Source organism: Variovorax sp. 770b2, assembly GCF_900115685.1.
Taxonomy (GTDB): Bacteria; Pseudomonadota; Gammaproteobacteria; order Burkholderiales; family Burkholderiaceae_C; genus Variovorax.
The window spans coordinates 2,891,413-2,907,917 of sequence record NZ_FOXJ01000001.1; the positions used below are offsets into that span (position 1 = coordinate 2,891,413).

Annotated in this window: 13 protein-coding genes; 5 read left to right on the top strand and 8 right to left on the bottom strand. The window is 68.0% G+C overall.

Annotated elements, in window-relative coordinates:
- The first annotated feature begins 22 nt into the window (after positions 1-22).
- From BM133_RS13375 to BM133_RS13390, 4 genes are all read left to right on the top strand, one after another.
- Positions 23-1,159 (top strand): ABC transporter permease, encoded by a 1,137-nt coding sequence (locus tag BM133_RS13375; RefSeq protein ID WP_093434320.1) that lies wholly within the window; start codon positions 23-25, stop codon positions 1,157-1,159.
- Between the two features lie 19 nt (positions 1,160-1,178).
- Positions 1,179-2,297 (top strand): ABC transporter permease, encoded by a 1,119-nt coding sequence (locus tag BM133_RS13380; RefSeq protein ID WP_093434322.1) that lies wholly within the window; start codon positions 1,179-1,181, stop codon positions 2,295-2,297.
- Positions 2,298-2,311: 14 nt separating this feature from the next.
- A complete protein-coding gene (locus BM133_RS13385; protein ID WP_093434323.1) occupies positions 2,312-3,862 on the top strand; it encodes an efflux transporter outer membrane subunit in 1,551 nt (516 codons plus the stop codon).
- Between the two features lie 343 nt (positions 3,863-4,205).
- Positions 4,206-5,960, top strand: a complete 1,755-nt coding sequence (locus tag BM133_RS13390; RefSeq protein ID WP_177224793.1) for an Ig-like domain-containing protein — start codon at positions 4,206-4,208, stop codon at positions 5,958-5,960.
- A gap of 9 nt (positions 5,961-5,969) precedes the next feature.
- Here BM133_RS13390 and BM133_RS13395 read toward each other — a convergent pair whose 3' ends face one another.
- Entirely contained in the window at positions 5,970-7,058 is a 1,089-nt protein-coding gene (locus BM133_RS13395; RefSeq protein ID WP_093434325.1) for an ROK family protein, read from the bottom strand.
- 111 nt (positions 7,059-7,169) lie between these two features.
- Here BM133_RS13395 and BM133_RS13400 point away from each other — a divergent pair, with 111 nt between their 5' ends.
- Positions 7,170-8,717: an ABC transporter permease/substrate-binding protein gene (locus tag BM133_RS13400; RefSeq protein WP_093434326.1), complete on the top strand. Its 1,548-nt coding sequence runs from the start codon at positions 7,170-7,172 to the stop codon at positions 8,715-8,717.
- Between the two features lie 18 nt (positions 8,718-8,735).
- Here the strand turns inward: BM133_RS13400 and BM133_RS13405 are convergent, their stop codons facing one another.
- The 7 genes from BM133_RS13405 to BM133_RS13435 all read right to left on the bottom strand — a co-directional run bounded on the left by BM133_RS13405 (position 8,736) and on the right by BM133_RS13435 (position 16,432).
- Positions 8,736-10,172, bottom strand: coding sequence for an aldehyde dehydrogenase family protein (locus tag BM133_RS13405; protein ID WP_093434328.1), 1,437 nt, complete (start codon positions 10,170-10,172; stop codon positions 8,736-8,738).
- A gap of 54 nt (positions 10,173-10,226) precedes the next feature.
- Positions 10,227-11,324: an SMP-30/gluconolactonase/LRE family protein gene (locus tag BM133_RS13410; protein WP_093435314.1), complete on the bottom strand. Its 1,098-nt coding sequence runs from the start codon at positions 11,322-11,324 to the stop codon at positions 10,227-10,229.
- Between the two features lie 52 nt (positions 11,325-11,376).
- A complete protein-coding gene (gene gudD, locus BM133_RS13415; protein ID WP_093434329.1) occupies positions 11,377-12,732 on the bottom strand; it encodes a glucarate dehydratase in 1,356 nt (451 codons plus the stop codon).
- 136 nt (positions 12,733-12,868) lie between these two features.
- Complete coding sequence (locus tag BM133_RS13420) at positions 12,869-13,855, bottom strand: Bug family tripartite tricarboxylate transporter substrate binding protein (protein ID WP_093434331.1); 987 nt, start codon at positions 13,853-13,855, stop codon at positions 12,869-12,871.
- A 12-nt stretch (positions 13,856-13,867) separates the two neighbouring features.
- On the bottom strand, positions 13,868-14,323 hold the full coding sequence (locus BM133_RS13425) for a nuclear transport factor 2 family protein (protein ID WP_093434333.1): 456 nt from the start codon (positions 14,321-14,323) through the stop codon (positions 13,868-13,870).
- Between the two features lie 56 nt (positions 14,324-14,379).
- A complete protein-coding gene (gene kdgD, locus BM133_RS13430; RefSeq protein ID WP_093434335.1) occupies positions 14,380-15,291 on the bottom strand; it encodes a 5-dehydro-4-deoxyglucarate dehydratase in 912 nt (303 codons plus the stop codon).
- 151 nt (positions 15,292-15,442) lie between these two features.
- Entirely contained in the window at positions 15,443-16,432 is a 990-nt protein-coding gene (locus tag BM133_RS13435) for a Bug family tripartite tricarboxylate transporter substrate binding protein (protein WP_093434337.1), read from the bottom strand.
- Between the last annotated feature and the right edge of the window lie 73 nt (positions 16,433-16,505).

Below are 16,505 nucleotides of genomic sequence, written 5' to 3' on the forward strand. Positions count from 1 at the left end.
CGCGCAGCGCGGAGATTTTCCGATGAGCGGCTTCTGGTCACGCCTCGTCTCCCTCACGCGCAAGGAATTTCGCCAGTTGCTGCGCGACCGCAGCAACCTCGCGATCGGCATCCTGCTGCCGATGGTGCTGATCCTGATCTTCGGCTACGGCATGTCGCTCGACGTGAAGAACGCGCCCGTGGCCGTGGTGATGGAGGACGCCTCGCCGACCGCGCACGAAGCCATCGCGGGCCTGCAGCTCTCGCCCACCATCGCGCCGGTGCTGCTGGGCTCCATGCACGACGCCGAGGAACTCATGCGCGAGCGCAAGGTCGACGGCATCGTGCGCATTCCGAGCGATTTCTCGCGCGCGCTGGCCGCGGGCAACGCGCGCGTGCAGCTGATCGTGCATGGCGCGGATGCGGGCCGCGCGACCATCATCCAGGCCTACGTGAGCGGCGCCCTCGGCCAGGCGGCCGTGCGGCAGGCCGATCGCCTGGGCAGCACCTCGGGGGCGGATGCACCGCCCGTGGGTCGCGTCACCGTCGAGCAGCGCATGTGGTTCAACGCCGCGAACACCAGCACCTGGTACCTCGTGCCGGGGCTGATCGTGCTCATCATGACGCTGGTCGGCGCCTTCCTCACCGCGCTGGTGATGGCGCGCGAATGGGAGCGCGGCACGCTCGAGGCGCTGTTCGTCACGCCGGTGCGTCCGGTGGAGATATTGCTGGCCAAGATCATTCCGTATTTCGGCGTCGGCATGCTGGGCCTGGCGCTCTGCCTCCTGGCCGCGCGCTTCCTGTTCGCGGTGCCGATGTACGGCTCGCTGTTCGTGGTGGTGTTCAGCTCGATGCTCTACCTCATCGTGGCGGTGAGCCTGGGCCTGGTGATCTCCTCGGTCACGCGCAACCAGTTCCTCGCGAGCCAGATCGCGCTGATCGCGACCTTCATGCCCTCGATGATGCTGTCGGGCTTCCTGTTCGACCTGCGCAACGTGCCCACGGCCGTGCGCGTCATCGGCCATGTGCTGCCGGCCACCTACTTCATGGACCTCATCAAGACGCTGTTCCTCGCGGGCGACGTCTGGCCGCTCATCTGGCGCAACTGCGCCATCCTGCTGTGCTACGCCATCGGCCTGCTGCTGCTCGCGCGCGCCGTCACGCGCAAGAGCCTCGATTGAGACGCAAGGGAAACGGAACATGATCGATTTCCTGCTGCGCATCGCCAACCTCTGCAAGAAGGAACTGCTCGCGATCCTGAAGGACCCGGCCACGCGCGCCATCCTGTTCGCGCCCGCGCTGCTGCAGAGCCTGGTCTTCGGCTACGGCGCCACCTACGACCTGGCGAACGTGCCCTATGCGCTGCTCGACCAGAGCCGCACCGGCGCGGCGACCGAGCTCATCGCGCACCTGGACAGCACGGGCGTGTTCCACCGCGTGGCCACGCTGCGCACGCAGGCCGACATCCGCGAGGTGATCGACACCGAGAAGGCCCTGCTCGTGATCCAGATCGCGCCCGACTTCGAGCGGCAGCTCGGCGCGGGGCAGCCCGCGGCCATCCAGCTGATCCTGGATGCGCGCAACTCCAACACGGCGGGCTCGGCAGCCGGCTACGTGGGCGCGGTGGTCGAGCGCTACAACGCCGAGTTGCGCACGCGCGCGGGCGCACCGCCCGCGCCGCTGGTCATCGAATCGCGCGCCTGGTTCAACCCGAACCTGGAGACGCGCTGGAACCTCCTGCCCGGCATGATCGCCGCGCTCAGCATGCTGCAGACGCTGCTGCTCACCGCGCTCTCGGTGGCGCGCGAGCGCGAGCAAGGCACCTTCGACCAGTTGCTGGTGACGCCGATGTCGCCGCTCGAAATCATGATCGGCAAGGCGCTGCCGCCCGTGCTGGTGGGCCTCGCGCAGTCGTCGCTGATCCTCGTGGTGGCGATGTTCTGGTTCGGCATTCCGATGGCGGGCTCGCTGGTGACGCTCTACACCGGGCTCGTCTTCTTCACGGTCGCGAGCGTGGGCATCGGCCTGTCGATCTCTGCGGTGTCGGCCAACATGCAGCAGGCCATGCTCTACACCTTCGTGCTGCTGATGCCGATGATGCTGCTGTCGGGCCTGACCACGCCGGTGCGCAACATGCCGCACTTGCTGCAGGTGATCACCATGGCCAATCCGCTGCGCTTCGCCATCGACCTGGTGCAGCGCGTGTACCTGGAGGGCGTGGGGCTCGCCACGGTGTGGCACAACCTGATCCCACTCTCGATCATCGCGGTCGTCACGCTGCCGCTGGCGGCCTGGCTCTTTCGCAATCGTCTTGTCTGATACGGGAGCCCTTCATGCCTCTCACTCTCCATTTCACATGCAACGCGGTGGCCGCCGCCGCGCTGGCGCTCCTCATCGGCGGTTGCGCCGTGGGGCCCGACCACCAGCCTTCGGAACTGCGCGCGCCCACCGATTGGTCGGCCTGGCACGGCGGCTCGCCCGCGTTGCTCGGCGCGGAACGCAGCGCCGGGCCGGCCACGGCCTCCATCGCGCCCGGCGACTGGAAGGCATTCAACGACCCCGTGCTCGACCGGCTGCAGGCGATGGTGCTCGCTGCCAACCCCGACCTGCAGACCGCCGCGCTGCGCTTCGCGCAGAGCCGCGTGCAGCGCGCCACCGCGGCCGCCCAGCGCGGTCCGCAGGTCAATGCCAGCGCGGGCGTCACGCGGCAGCGGCAAAGCGAGAGCGGCGCGGCCACGCGGATGATCGATGCGCTGGGCTCTTCCGTCGCCAACAAGGAACAGCTGATCCGCACGCTCAGCGAGCCCTACGACCTCTACCAGGCCGGCTTCGACGCCTCGTGGGAAATCGATCTCTGGGGCCGTGTGCGGCGTGCGGTGGAAGCGGCCGACGCCGATGCGGCCGCCTCGGCCGCGATGCTTCGGCAGGCCGAGCTCAGCGTGCAGGCCGAACTCGCGCGCAGCTACTTCGAGCTGCGCGGCACGCAGCGCGAACTGCGCATTGCGCGCGCCGACATCGCGGCCGCCGCCGAATCGCTCGAGCTCGTGCAGGCGCGCGCCGATGGCGGACTCGTCACCGACCTCGACCCGGTGCGACAGCGCACGCTGCTGGCCGAACTGCGCGCGCGCATTCCTTCGCTGCTGCAGCAGGAGGCCGATGCGATGAACCGCATCACGCTGCTGATCGGCGCGCCGCCCGGCGCGCTGAACACCGAGCTTGCGGAGGCGGCCGACAGCACGGGCGACGCACCACCGCTGCCCGACCTCGCGCTCGGCCTGCCTTCGGAGCTCGCCCGGCGCCGCCCGGACATCGCCGCGGCAGAGGCGCAACTGCGCGCCGCCACCGCGCGCGTCGGCGTGGCCGTGGCCGATCTCTATCCACGCATCACGCTGGGCGCGGGCTTCGGCTACGAATCGGTCGGCAGCGAGCGCTTCGGCGATTGGGGCAGCCGGCAATGGCATGTCGGCCCGTCGCTCAGCCTGCCGGTGTTCGACAACGGCCGCCGCCGCAGCACGATCGACCTGCGCGAGTTGCAGCAACAGGAGGCCGCCGTGGCCTTCCAGCAGACGGTGCTCAAGGCCTGGCACGAGATCGACGCCGCGCTCAACGCCTACAGCGCCGAGCGCCAGCGCCATGCCGAACTCGTCGAACGCGAGCGCCAGAGCCGCGATGCGCTCACGCTCGCGCATGCACGCTATGCCAATGGGCTCACCGATTTCGGCGTCGAACTCGACGCGCGCCGTGCGCTGTTGCAGGCCCGCCGCGACCACGCGCAGAGCACGAGCCGCCTGTCCGTGAACTTGGTCACGGTCTACAAGGCACTCGCCGGCGGCACGCCACCCAGCGATGTGATGGCGCAGCGCAATCCGTCCTCCGCCCCGTGATTTAGTGCCCAAATAATAGGCACCGACTGCGCGCGGGAAAGACCCCTTCCTACGGGGTCGAAATTTAAAATCGAGGCCTTCCTGGTTATCGCAGTTTCGTTCTCGGGAATGAGCGGTCCGCTCTTGCCTTCGTAAATTCGCAACCAGTCCCCGCACTCCAGAAGCATCGGCGCCCATCAGGGCGTATCGCCCTCGGCGAACTCGATGTGACGCAGGAGCGTGACCGGCAAAGGTGGTCACGGGCGGGGAGATGGCGCTTCTTGCAGTTCGGGTCCGTCGGGTCGCCTGAAGCAGTTCCCCTTTGATCACTGTTGGGCTCCCCTGTGCAAGGGGGAAAAAATCGATGCGATCCGTTTATTCGCTGCTGGCGCCCGTGCGCCGGCTGGGCGCAGCCATGCCTTTTGCTTTTGCAGGGCTGCTGCTTTCTTTCAGTTCCGCGACCTGGGCCACGATGGACGAGGTCGGCCGCGCAACGCCGAGCGTTCATCGCCTGAAGCTCTTCGTCGATCCGCAACTGGCCGCCGGCATCGGCGCGCCCGAAGCAGGCCGCCGGCTCGCGCAGTACGTGGCCGACATCAACACCGTGTTCATGCGCGAGACCGTGCGCAGCTTCGCGTTCGATCCGGCCAGGGACCTGCAGATCGTCTCGCCCGCGTCGGCGCCGCAGTGCGGCTTCAACGGCGTGGCCGAGCGCGAGATCGTGCTGTGCATCTCGAAGTCGCAACGCGGCTACAGCCACGGCGGGCTCACCACGAGCACCACCTTCCCGCCCAAGGGCGTGACCTGGAACCTCAACTGGATCGCGATCCACGACCCGCTGCGCCTCTCGCGCACGATCGCACCGGCCGCCTCCGAATCCACCGAGAAAGACTATCTCGGCCGCCAGTTGAAGACGCTGCTGCACGAGCTGGAGCACGTGTTCGGCGCGGGCTCCGGCGAGTACTACAACGCCATCGCCGTGACCGACACCACCGAGGTGGCGCCCAAGGCCGACCTCGACCTGGCCAAGCTCACCGACCGCTACTGGTGGCAGCGCCAGCAATGGCGCCTCGATCCGCTGCTGGGGACCGTGTTCGAAGAGCGCTTCGACCCCGCCGCCAACCGTGTCGCCACGCTGGAGATGATCCGCTTCACCGAAGGCACCAAGGCCAACATCAACACCGACTGGAGCGACTGGCCCAAGCTGGGCAGCTCCAGGTACATGGCCGCGACCACCGCCACCCAGGTGCGCGTCGCCGATCGCGAAACCGGTGCCGCACTCGCGGGCGCGCAGGTCTCGGTGTGGCGCGACCCCGGCGCGCAGAAGCCGCTGGAGCCGCTCGCGCAAGGCGTGGCCGATGCCAACGGGCTCTTCGCATTCGACTGGCGCTGCGGCTTCAGCTGCTTTGCGGTGGGCAAGGCCAACCTGCTCGTGAAGGCGGAGGTGCCGGGCCGCGCACCGGGCGCGACGTGGTTCACCATCTTCGATGCGTTCGAGCAGAAGGCGGTGCAGGGAAAGGCGGCCTTCACCATCGACCTGCCGCTGGGCATGCCCGATGCCTACAGGCCGACCGTCTCGCTGGCCGCACCGGCCATGGCCACGGTGGGCCAGCCGACGACCCTTGCGCCGGTGGCGGTGGACAACGTGGGCGTCTTCGGCCTCAAGGTGGTCGGTGCCAACAGCCTGCCGATCTGCACGTTCACCGAAGCGCCGTACACCTGCACCTGGACGCCGACCGCGCAGGGCATGCAGACGATCCGCGTGATCGCGCTGGACGCGGCCGGCAACTCGGCGGTTGCCTTCGCGAACGTGATCGTCAATCCGCCGGCCGACACCACGGCACCGGCCGTTGCGTTGGCCGCGCCGGCTTCCGCCGCGACCGGCATGCCGATGCGGCTCACGGCCACGGCATCCGACAACGTCGGCGTCTCGGAGCTGAAATTCATCATCGACGGCAAGACCGCGTGCACGCTGCGCGCCACGCCCTACGTCTGCGCATGGACGCCCGCCAAGACCGGTGCCGCGAACATCGAGGTGCGTGCTGCCGATGCGGCGGGCAATGTCGCCAGCGCCTCGGCCCATGTGGGCATCGAAGGCTTGCGGCCCGAAGACCTGTAGCCCGGCCTATCAAGCCAGGTTCGTGAAGCTCGCATTGCCCAGTCCCGTGCCGATGGTCAGCACGCCCCAGTGCTTCACTTCGCGCATGAAGGGCAGTTCGCTCAGGCCCTGCACCACGGCATCGTTGTGCATCAGCACCAGCGTGGGCCCCGAGCCGATCATCGGCATGCGGCGCCACACCTCGCTGGGCAGGTGGAAGGCATGGCTCTCCCAGTCGCCCGGCAGGTTCTGCGCGCCGCGCGAGATCGATCCGTCCTGGCGGATCAGCCCCGGGCAGCCGATGCCGATGAAGGGCGCGAGCCGGATCTTCTTGCGCTCGCTGTAGAGCACCATGTCCTCCAGCATCTGGGCGATGTGCTCGACGATGCTGCCGCGGTTCGGTCCGTCGTCGGCATGGCGCCACTTCACCCGCCGCACCACCTTCGCGCGCGAGAAATCGCGCGCCTTGCGATGGCGCGTCTTGACGATGCCGCAGCGGATGTTCGTGCCGCCGATGTCCACCGCAAGAATGGCGTCGTGCCCCTTGAGCATGGCCGGCGGCGCGAGGTGCACCCAGCCGATCAGGCCACCGTCGTCCACGTTGTGCGAGAGCCGGCCCAGCTGCACATGCACGCCCATCTCCTCGAGGATGGCGCCAGCCTGCAGGATCGCGCGCTCGCCCACGTCGCTTTCGGGAAAGCCGCCGCCGATGACGATGCGTTGCACCTGCTGCCATGAAGGCTGGCGGGTGAAGCGCTGGATGACGAAGGCCAGTTCCTCGGCGAATTCCTCGATGGCGCCATGCATCACGTCGGCGGCTTCGGACGCCCTCTTCGCCTGCAGCGCGTGGTCGAGTTCTTTCTTGCTGAGATTGCGCGAATGCGAAAGGCCCAGCGGGTCGCGGCCTTCCTTGCGACGGCGCTTGCGCCAGCGTTCGAGCAGTTCCCGGAAGGCGGTCTGGCTGGCCTGGTCGCCGACGAAGCCGTCCTTGTCGCGCAGCTGCAGGCTGTAGCCGTCGACCTGCAGGCCGGGGAGTTCACGCAGGCCATGGACCTCGGGGCCGGGCAACCCATTCTTGAGGGCGGGAGAGGATTTCTTCTTCGAGGGCTTGGACTTCATGGCGATCGACTATGAGCCCCGCCGCCGCCCGCTTGCATCGGCTCCGCGCACCACGCCGTGTAGGAGATTGGCGGGTACGCCAACCCCGGCGGTGTCTATACACTGCCCCCGATGCACCTGCTCCGCAGCTTCTGGCGCGCCGCCCTGTTGGTCTCGATGGCCTGGCTTGCCGCCGCCCCTGCAGAGGCCGCGGACGACGCGCTGCGCGTCGGCTCCAAGCGCTTCACCGAGTCGTACATCCTGGCCGAGTTGCTCGCGCAGACGGCAGCGCCGCACACTGCATCGCCGCCCGTCGTGCGGCAGGGCCTGGGCAACACGGCCATCGTCTACGAGGCGCTGCGCTCGGGGGCCATCGATCTCTACGCCGAGTACACCGGCACCATCGCACTCGAAATTCTCAAGGGCTCGCCCGCGGACACGCGCGAGGCGATGAACGCGGCGCTCGCGCCGATGGGCCTGGGCGTAGCCATTCCGCTGGGCTTCAACGACGGCTATGCGCTGGCGGTGCGCGCCGCCGACGCAGAACGGCTCGGACTGCGCACGCTGAGCGATCTGGCGAAGCACCCCGAACTCAAGCTGGGCCTCTCGAACGAATTCCTCGGCCGCGCCGACGGCTGGAAGGGCCTGGCCGCGCGCTACGGCTTCACGCAGACGCCCACCGGCCTGGACCATGGCCTGGCCTACGAGGCCATGGCGGCCAGGCAGATCGATGCGATCGACATCTACACCACCGACGCGAAGATCGACCACCTGGGCCTGCGCGTGCTCGAGGACGACAGGAAGTTCTTTCCGCGCTACGACGCGGTGGTGCTCTACAAGCTGGACCTGCCGGCGCGCCTGCCCAAGGCCTGGGCCGCGCTGCAGACGCTCGAAGGCAAGGTCGACGAGCACGCGATGATCGCGATGAATGCGCGCGCCGAACTGCAGAGCGTGCCTTTCGATGTCATCGCGCGCGACTTTCTTTCCAATGCCGGCGGTGGCAAGGCGCAACCGCAGGAAGCGCGGCGCGGCTTCACCGCCAAGCTCTTCGGCCCCGACCTCTGGACGCTGGCGCGACAGCACCTGCTGCTGGTGGCGCTGTCGGTCGGCATCGCCATCCTGATCGGCGTGCCGATCGCGATCCTCGTGTTCTCGCATGTGCGGCTGCGCGCCGTGGTGCTGGGCATCGCGAGCCTGATGCAGACCGTGCCCTCGCTCGCGCTGCTGGCGGTGCTGATCTCGATGCTCGGCGCGATCGGTGCGCTGCCCGCGCTGATCGCGCTCACGCTCTACTCGCTGCTGCCGATCATGCGCAACACGGTGACCGGCCTGGCCGAAGTGCCGAACGGGCTGCGACTGGCCGGCACCGCGCTCGGCATGACGCCGCCGCAGAGCCTTCAGCTCGTGCTGCTGCCGCTGGCGCTGCCCACTTTGCTGGCGGGCGTGCGCACGGCGACTGCCATTGCCATCGGCACGGCGACGATTGCCGCATTCATCGGCGCGGGCGGATTCGGCGAACGCATCGTGACTGGCCTGGCGCTGAACGACCGCGAGCTGCTGCTGGCCGGCGCACTGCCGGCCGCGGCGATGGCGCTGATCAGCGAAGGGATCTTCGAGCTGATCGAGTGGGCGATGCGCCGTCGCCGCCGTGCGCCACCCAGCTCGCTGCCGCCAGCCTGAGGAAGATCAGGCCAGCAGTCAAGCCAACGTGTAGGCCGTCTTCACCGTGGTGAAGAACTCCTGCGCGTACTTGCCCTGCTCGCGCGGGCCGTAGCTCGAACCCTTGCGGCCGCCGAACGGCACGTGGTAGTCCACACCCGCGGTCGGCAGGTTGACCATCACCATGCCGGCCTGGCTGTGGCGCTTGAAGTGCGTCGCGTACTTGAGCGAAGTCGTGGCGATGCCGGCCGAGAGACCGAACTCGGTGTCGTTGGCCGTGGCCAGCGCCTCTTCGTAGTTCTTCACGCGGATCACGCTGGCGACCGGGCCGAAGATTTCTTCCTTGTTGATGCGCATCGTCGCGGCCGACTCACTGAACAGCGCGGGCGACATGTAGTAGCCGTCGGTCTCCAGCTTCAGCAACTCGCCACCAGCCGCCAGCGTGGCGCCCTCGCCCTTGCCGATGGCGATGTATTCCATGTCCTGGTTGAGCTGCGACTTCGAGGAGACCGGGCCCACGTCCGTGCCCTGCGCGAGCGCGTCGCCGACCTTGATCCTGGCCATGCGCACCTTCATCGCCTCGATGAACTTCGGGTAGATGCCTTCGGTGACGATCAGGCGGCTCGATGCGGTGCAGCGCTGGCCGGTCGAGTAGAACGCGCTCTGCACGCTGAGCTCCACGGCCTGCGCGAGGTCGGCGTCATCCAGGACGACTTGCGGGTTCTTGCCGCCCATCTCCAGCTGCACCTTCTTGTGGTTGGTGACGCACTGGATCGCGATGTTGCGGCCCACGCCCACCGAGCCGGTGAAGCTGATCGCATGGATGCCGGGGTGGTTGACCAGCGCCTCGCCGATGACGCTGCCGCGGCCCATCACGAGGTTGAACACGCCCGCCGGAATGCCCGAGCGGCTGATGATTTCGGAGAGCGCCCAGGCGCTGCCCGGCACGAGGTCCGCGGGCTTGAGCACCACGCAGTTGCCGAAGGCCAGCGCGGGCGCGATCTTCCAGGCGGGAATGGCGATGGGAAAGTTCCACGGCGTGATGAGGCCGACCACGCCGACCGGCTCGCGCGTGATCTCCACGCCGATGTTGGGGCGCACCGAAGGCAGCAACTCGCCCGACAGGCGGAGGCATTCACCCGCGAAGAACTTGAAGATCTGGCCCGCGCGCGTGGCCTCGCCGATGCCTTCGGCGCGGGTCTTGCCCTCTTCGCGTGCGAGCAGCGTGCCCAGCTCTTCCTTGCGCGCGAGGATCTCGGTGCCGATCTTGTCCAGCGCATCGGAGCGCGCCTGGATGCTGCCCGTGGCCCAGGCCGGGAAGGCTGCGGTGGCGGCGGCCACGGCCGCATCGACATGCGCCGCGTCGCCCTGCGTGTACTGGCCCAGCACGTCGGCCAGGTTGCTGGGGTTGACGTTGGGGCTGTAGCTCTTGCCGGCCAGCCATTCGCCATTGATGAGGTTGTTGAATTCAGTCATCGTCGATGTCCTTCGTTTGCCTGTTGCAGTGATGAGGTTTGAAAAGCCCAAAGGCTAGGTGGCGCCTTCGGACTCCACGTAGAGGGCGTACAGCGAATGGCTGGCCGCCATGTAGAGGCGATTGTTCTTGGGGCCGCCGAACGTGAGGTTGGCGCAGCGTTCGGGCAGGCGGATGAAACCGATGGGTTTGCCCAGCGCGTTGAAGATCTTGACGCCATCCAGGTCTTCGGACTTCGCCTGCGGCTGATAGACCTTCATGCCGTTGCCGGCATCGGTGGGCTCTGAGGCCAGCGCGCCGTTCCAGCCCCAGCCCATCCAGAGGTTGCCGTCGCGGTCGACGCGAAAGCCGTCGAGCGCGGCCGCGCCGGCGCCGTCGATCAGCTTGGCCTTGTTCGACACGCTGCCGTCGGCCGCCACGTCGTAGCTCCAGAGGCTGCGGTTGGGCGTGCCCTTCCATTCGATGACGTAGAGCTTCTTCTCGTCCGGCGAGAAGGCCAGGCCATTGGGGTTGACCAGGTCGGTGATCACCGCCGAAAGCTGGCCGTCGGGCGTGAGGCGGTACACGTTGGTCGTCGCCTGCTCGGGCGCGGCCCGCTCACCCTCCCAGGTGCCCGAGATGCCGAAGAGCGGATCGGTGAACCAGACGGTGTCGTCCGACTTCACCACCACATCGTTCGGCGAATTCAGCCGCTTGCCCTGGAAGCGGTCGGCCAGCACGGTCATGCGCCCGTCGTGCTCGGTGCGCACCACGCGCCGCGTCAGCGAATGCTCGCAGCTCACCAGGCGCCCCTGGCGGTCGCGCGTGTTGCCGTTGCAGTGGTTCACGTTCGACTTGTGGACCTTGAACTCACCGGTCTTTTCCTCGTAGCGCATCAACCGGTTGTTCGGGATGTCGCTGCACACCAGGTAGCCCTCGCGCGGCAGGTACACCGGGCCTTCGGCCCAGCGCATGCCCGTGCCGACCTGCTCCAGCGTGCTGCTGTAGAGGCGGTACTTGGCGAAGCTCGGGTCGAGGATCAGCACTGCCGGGTCGGGGTAGCGCTGCTGCGGCTTGTAGGGGAACGATTGCGCGCCGGCAGCTGCGGCCACTGCGCCGAGTGCCGAGCCGGCAGCCGCCTGGAGCAGGCGGCGGCGATCCATGGTGTTGTTCATCATGCAGTCTCCTTGGGTGTCTCAACCGTTGGCGCACAAGGGCGCCGGGCGCTCAGCGGACCATGCAGGGCCGCTTGTTGTCGAAGGTCCAGTTGGGGATCAGGTATTGCATCGCCTGCGCGTCGTTGCGCGCGCCCAGGCCGTGCTTCAGGTACAGCTGGTGCGCCTTCTCGACCTCGGCCATGTCGAGCTCGATGCCCAGGCCGCCGCGCGCCGGCACCTTCACGAAGCCCTCTTCGATCTGCAGCGGCGCCTTCGTCAGGCGCTGGCCGTCCTGCCAGATCCAGTGCGTGTCGATGGCCGTGACCTTGCCGGGTGCGGCAGCGGCCACGTGCGTGAACATCGCGAGCGACACGTCGAAGTGATTGTTCGAATGCGAGCCCCAGGTGAGACCCCACGCCTGGCACAGCTGCGCGACGCGCACCGAGCCCTGCATGGTCCAGAAGTGCGGATCGGCCAGCGGAATGTCGACCGACTGCAGCGAGAGGCTGTGCACCATCTCGCGCCAGTCGGTGGCGACCATGTTGGTGGCGGTGGGCAGGCCCGTGGCGCGGCGAAATTCAGCCATCACCTCGCGGCCCGAGAACACGCCTTCGGCGCCGCACGGGTCTTCGGCATAGGCCATCACGCCGTGCAGGTCGCGGCACAGGCGGATCGCATCGGCCAGCAGCCAGCCGCCGTTGGGGTCGAGCGTGACGCGCGCCTTCGGAAAGCGCTCGTGCAGCGCGCGGATCGCCTCGACTTCTTCCTCGCCGCGCAGCACGCCGCCCTTCAACTTGAAGTCGGTGAAGCCGTAGCGCGCATGCGTGGCCTCGGCCAGGCGCACGATGGCTTCGGGGGTCATCGCCTCTTCGTGGCGCAGGCGAAACCAGTCGTTGTCGGCGCCGGGGTCGGTCTCGTAGGCCAGGTCGGTCTTCTTGCGGTCGCCCACGTAGAAGAGGTACCCGAGCATCTGCACCGCATCGCGCTGCTGGCCTTCGCCCAGCAATGCGGCCACGGGCACTTCGAGGAACTGGCCCAGCAGGTCGAGCAGCGCGGCCTCCACGGCCGTGACCGCATGGATGGTCACGCGCAGGTCGAAGGTCTGCTGGCCGCGCCCGCCGCTGTCGCGGCCGGCGAAGGCGCTGCGCAGGCTGTTGAGCACCGCGTTGTGGCGGCCGATGGGCTGGCCCACGATGAGGTCGCGCGCGTCTTCGAGCGTCTGGCGGATCTTCTCGCCGCCCGGCACTTCGCCCACGCCGGTGTGGCCGGCGCTGTCGGTCAGGATCAAGAGGTTGCGCGTGAAGAACGGGCCGTGCGCGCCGCTCAGGTTCATGAGCATGCTGTCGTGGCCCGCGACGGGCACCACGCGCATCCCGGTGACGACGGGCGCGCCGGAGATGGGAGAAGTGGAATCTGGAAGTGTCATCTCTCTAATCAATCCAAAACTGCGCCGGTCCCTTCGGGGAACACCGCGGAACCGGCTTTGCCGGGCCGCTGGTGTCGCCCCCGGCGAGGGGGGTGGCGTTGCGACACGAAGTGCGCGAAGCCTGGGGGAGGACCATTCAGTCTGCGGTGATGTGGCGGGTGTCGATCAATGTCTTCCATCGCGTCCATTCGCGCAACTGGAAGGCGGTGAAGTCTTCGGGCGTGCTGGCGACGATTTCCAGGCCCTGGTCGAGCATGCGCTTCTTCGTCTCGGGGTCCTGCATCGCCGCGATCACCGCGTCGCTCAGCTTCTTCTTCAGGGCAGGCGGCAGGCCCTTCGGCGCGGCCACGCCTTGCCACGAATAGACCTCGGCCCCCTTCACGCCGGCCTCGGCCAGCGTGGGCACGTCGGGCAGCACGGGCGAGCGCTTGTCGCCGCTGACGGCAATCGCGCGCAGCTTGCCCGCGCGGATGTGCGGCAGCACGGCGTTCACGTTCTGGAACGAGAAGTCGACCTGGTTGCCCAGCAGGTCGTTCACCGCGGGCGCACCGCCCTTGTAGGGCACATGCACGCCTTCGGTCTTGGTCTGCTGCCAGAAGAGTTCGGCCGACAGATGGTCCGAAGAGCCGTTGCCCGAGCTCGCGAACGAGACCTTGCCCGGCGTCTTGCGCAAGAGCGCGAGCACGTCGGCCACCGTGTGCTCGGGGCGCGCGACATTGGCGACGAGCACGTTGGGCGCCTGCACGGGCACGCTGATGTAGTCGAAGTCCTTGGTGGCGTCGTAGGGCACGCTCTTCTGCAGGTGCGGCGTGACGACGAAGGCCCCGAGCGACGACACCAGCAGCGTGTAGCCGTCAGGCGCCGCACGCTTGACGAAGCCGGTGCCGATGGTGCCCGTGGCGCCGGGGCGGTTGTCCACGACGAAGCTGCCGCCCAGCTTGGTCTGCAGTTGCAGCGCCAGTGCGCGCGCCACCATGTCGGTGGAACCGCCGGCGGGAAACGGCACGATGATGGTCACGGGTTTCTGCTGCGGCCATGCGTCGGCTTGCGCCCAGGCGTGCAAAGGCAGCATCGCGGAGGCGGCGAGCACGAGGCCCGCCGCAAGAAGCGCTCGTCTGTGCATCCGTGCTCCAGATCAGGGGTTGACGCGAACGGCCTGGCGCGCGAGCAGCTTCCAGTTGCCGCCCTGCTTCTGCCAGACGCCCAGGATCTTCAGCGCGACCTTGCCGGGCTTGCCCGAATCGTTGGTGTCGGCCGCGAGCGAGTGGCGCACGATGGCGGTGTTGGCATCGACCACCTTGATGGTCTGCTCGGTGATCGTGAGGGTCACGAAGTCCGACTTGCCATCGAGCAGGTCGCTGATGAAGCTGGCCTTGGTGTCGACCTTGCCGCCCGAGTGGCCGTAGCTCAGGTCGTCGGCCACGAGGGCGCCCAGGGCAGCGGCCGTCGGGTCGATCATCGCGATGCGCAGGCGCTCGGCGGCCGCGGCCACCGCGGGCTGGTCCGACGCGCCGCCGCCGGCGGGCACCATCGCACAGCCCGAGAACACGGCGGCCGAAGCGGCGATGAGGAAGAGTTTCTTGATGAGCATGTCGTTGACTCCGTTGTTATGTTGATGCTTGTCGACTGCGAGAAAAGGCGCGGCGCTTACTGCGGGCCGAGCGTGGCGATCAGCGCCCTGAGCTCTTCCATTTCGGCAGGCTTGAGGTCGGTGAGCGGTGCGCGCACCGGGCCCGCGTCGTGGCCGACGATCTTGGCGCCGGCCTTCACGATGCTCACGGCGTAGCCCGGCGTGCGGTTGCGCAGGTCCAGGTAGGGCATGAAGAAGTTCTTCAGCAGGCGGTGCTGCGTGGCGAGGTCGTCGTTGGCCACCGCGTGATAGAAGTCCATCGCCGTCTTGGGGATGAAGTTGAAGACGGCCGACGAATACACCGGCGTGCCCATGGCCTTGTAGGCCGCGGCGTAGACCTCGGCGGTCGGCAGGCCGCCGAGATACGCGAAGCGGTCGCCCATCTTCTGGTAGATCGCGACCATCGCCTCGATGTCGCCCACGCCGTCCTTGAAGCCGACCAGGTTCGGGTTGCGTTCGGCCAGGCCGGCGAGCGTGTCGGGCTTCAGGCGGCTCGACGCGCGGTTGTAGACGATCACGCCGAACTTCACGCTCTTGCACACGGCTTCCACGTGCGCGGCCAGGCCTTCCTGGCCGGCCTCGGTGAGGTAGTGCGGCAGCAGCAGGATGCCGTGCGCGCCGGCCTTCTCGGCGGCTTGCGCGCACTGGATGGCAAAGCGCGTCGGGCCGCCGGCGCCGGCAATGATGGGCACCTTGCCGCGGCAGGTGTCCACGGCGGTCTGGATGATGCCGGGGTACTCGTCGCCGGTCAGCGAGAAGAACTCGCCGGTGCCGCCCGCGGCGAACAGCGCGCTCGCGCCGTAGGGCGCCAGCCATTCGAGACGCTCGATGTAGCCCTTCTTGTTGAAGTCGCCGTTGCTGTCGAAGTCGGTCAACGGGAACGAGAGCAGGCCGGAGCCCATGATGGTCTTGAGTTCTTGCGGGTTCATCGGGAATTCCAAGAAATAGATAAGGGGAAAAGAATTCAGAGAGCGGGAAGGCGGCCGCCGCCGGGCCGCCCCAAGGCGAGCCGCGCCTCCCCCTTGGGGGGTGGCGAACTACACGGAGCGAAGCGAGTGAAAAGCCGGGGGGCGAACATGACTAGTCGAGCTTGACGCTGGCCTCTTTGATCACTTGCGCCCAGCGCGCGCGCTCCTTGGCGAAGAATTGGTCCTGCTCGGGCGCGGTCATGGTCACGACCTCGGCGCCCTGGCCTGCCAGGCGCGCGCGGATGTCGGGGGTGCGGATGATTCGGGTCAGTTCGCGGTTCAGGCGCGCGATCACCGCATCGGGCACGCCGCGTCCGGCGACCACGCCCTGCCAGGTGCCCGACTCGTAGCCGGGCGCGCCCTGCTCCGCGATGGTCGGCACGCTGCCGATCAGCGGCATGCGCGTGGCCTTGGACACGGCGATCAGCTTGAGCTTGCCGGCCTGCACCTGCGGGTAGGTGGCCAGCATGCCGTTCATCAGCACCTGGGTCTGGCCCGAGACGGTGTCCAGCACGGCCTGCACGCCGCCCTTGTAGGGCACGTATTCCCACTTGGCGCCGACCTTGCGCTGCAGCTCGATGCCGGCCAGGTGCGCGGTGCTGCCGCTGGCGGTGACGGCGAAGTTGAGATCGCTTTTCTTCGAGAGCTCGACCAGTTCCTTGAGCGTGCTCGCCTGCACCGAGGGGTGCACCACCAGGAGGTGGGGCGAGTAGGCCAGCATGCCCACGCTGCGCAGGTCCTTGGACGGATCGAACGGCAGCTTGGGGTACAGCGACGGGCTGATGGCCAGCGCGCCCAGGTCGCACAGCATCAGCGTGTAGCCGTCGGCCGGCGCCTTGGCCAGGAGATCGGCGCCCAGGTTGCCGTTGGCGCCCGCGCGGTTGTCGATGATGACCGACTGCCCCAGCGCTTCGGACAGCGGCTGGCTGATGGAGCGCGCAATGATGTCGGACGAGCCGCCCGGCGGGTACGGAACGATGATCTTGATCGGCTTGGACGGCCAGTTTGCGCCACCGCTTTGCGCGAATGCGCGTACCGGCAAGCTGGCGGCCAGGGTCGTGGCCAGGGCGGCGCCGAGTGCGCCGCGTCGGTTGATGGTCATGCGGATGCCTCCAGTTATTCGATGTGCCTCATGGCTTCGCCCGGCTGCCCGAGCGAGTTATCAGTCATCGTAC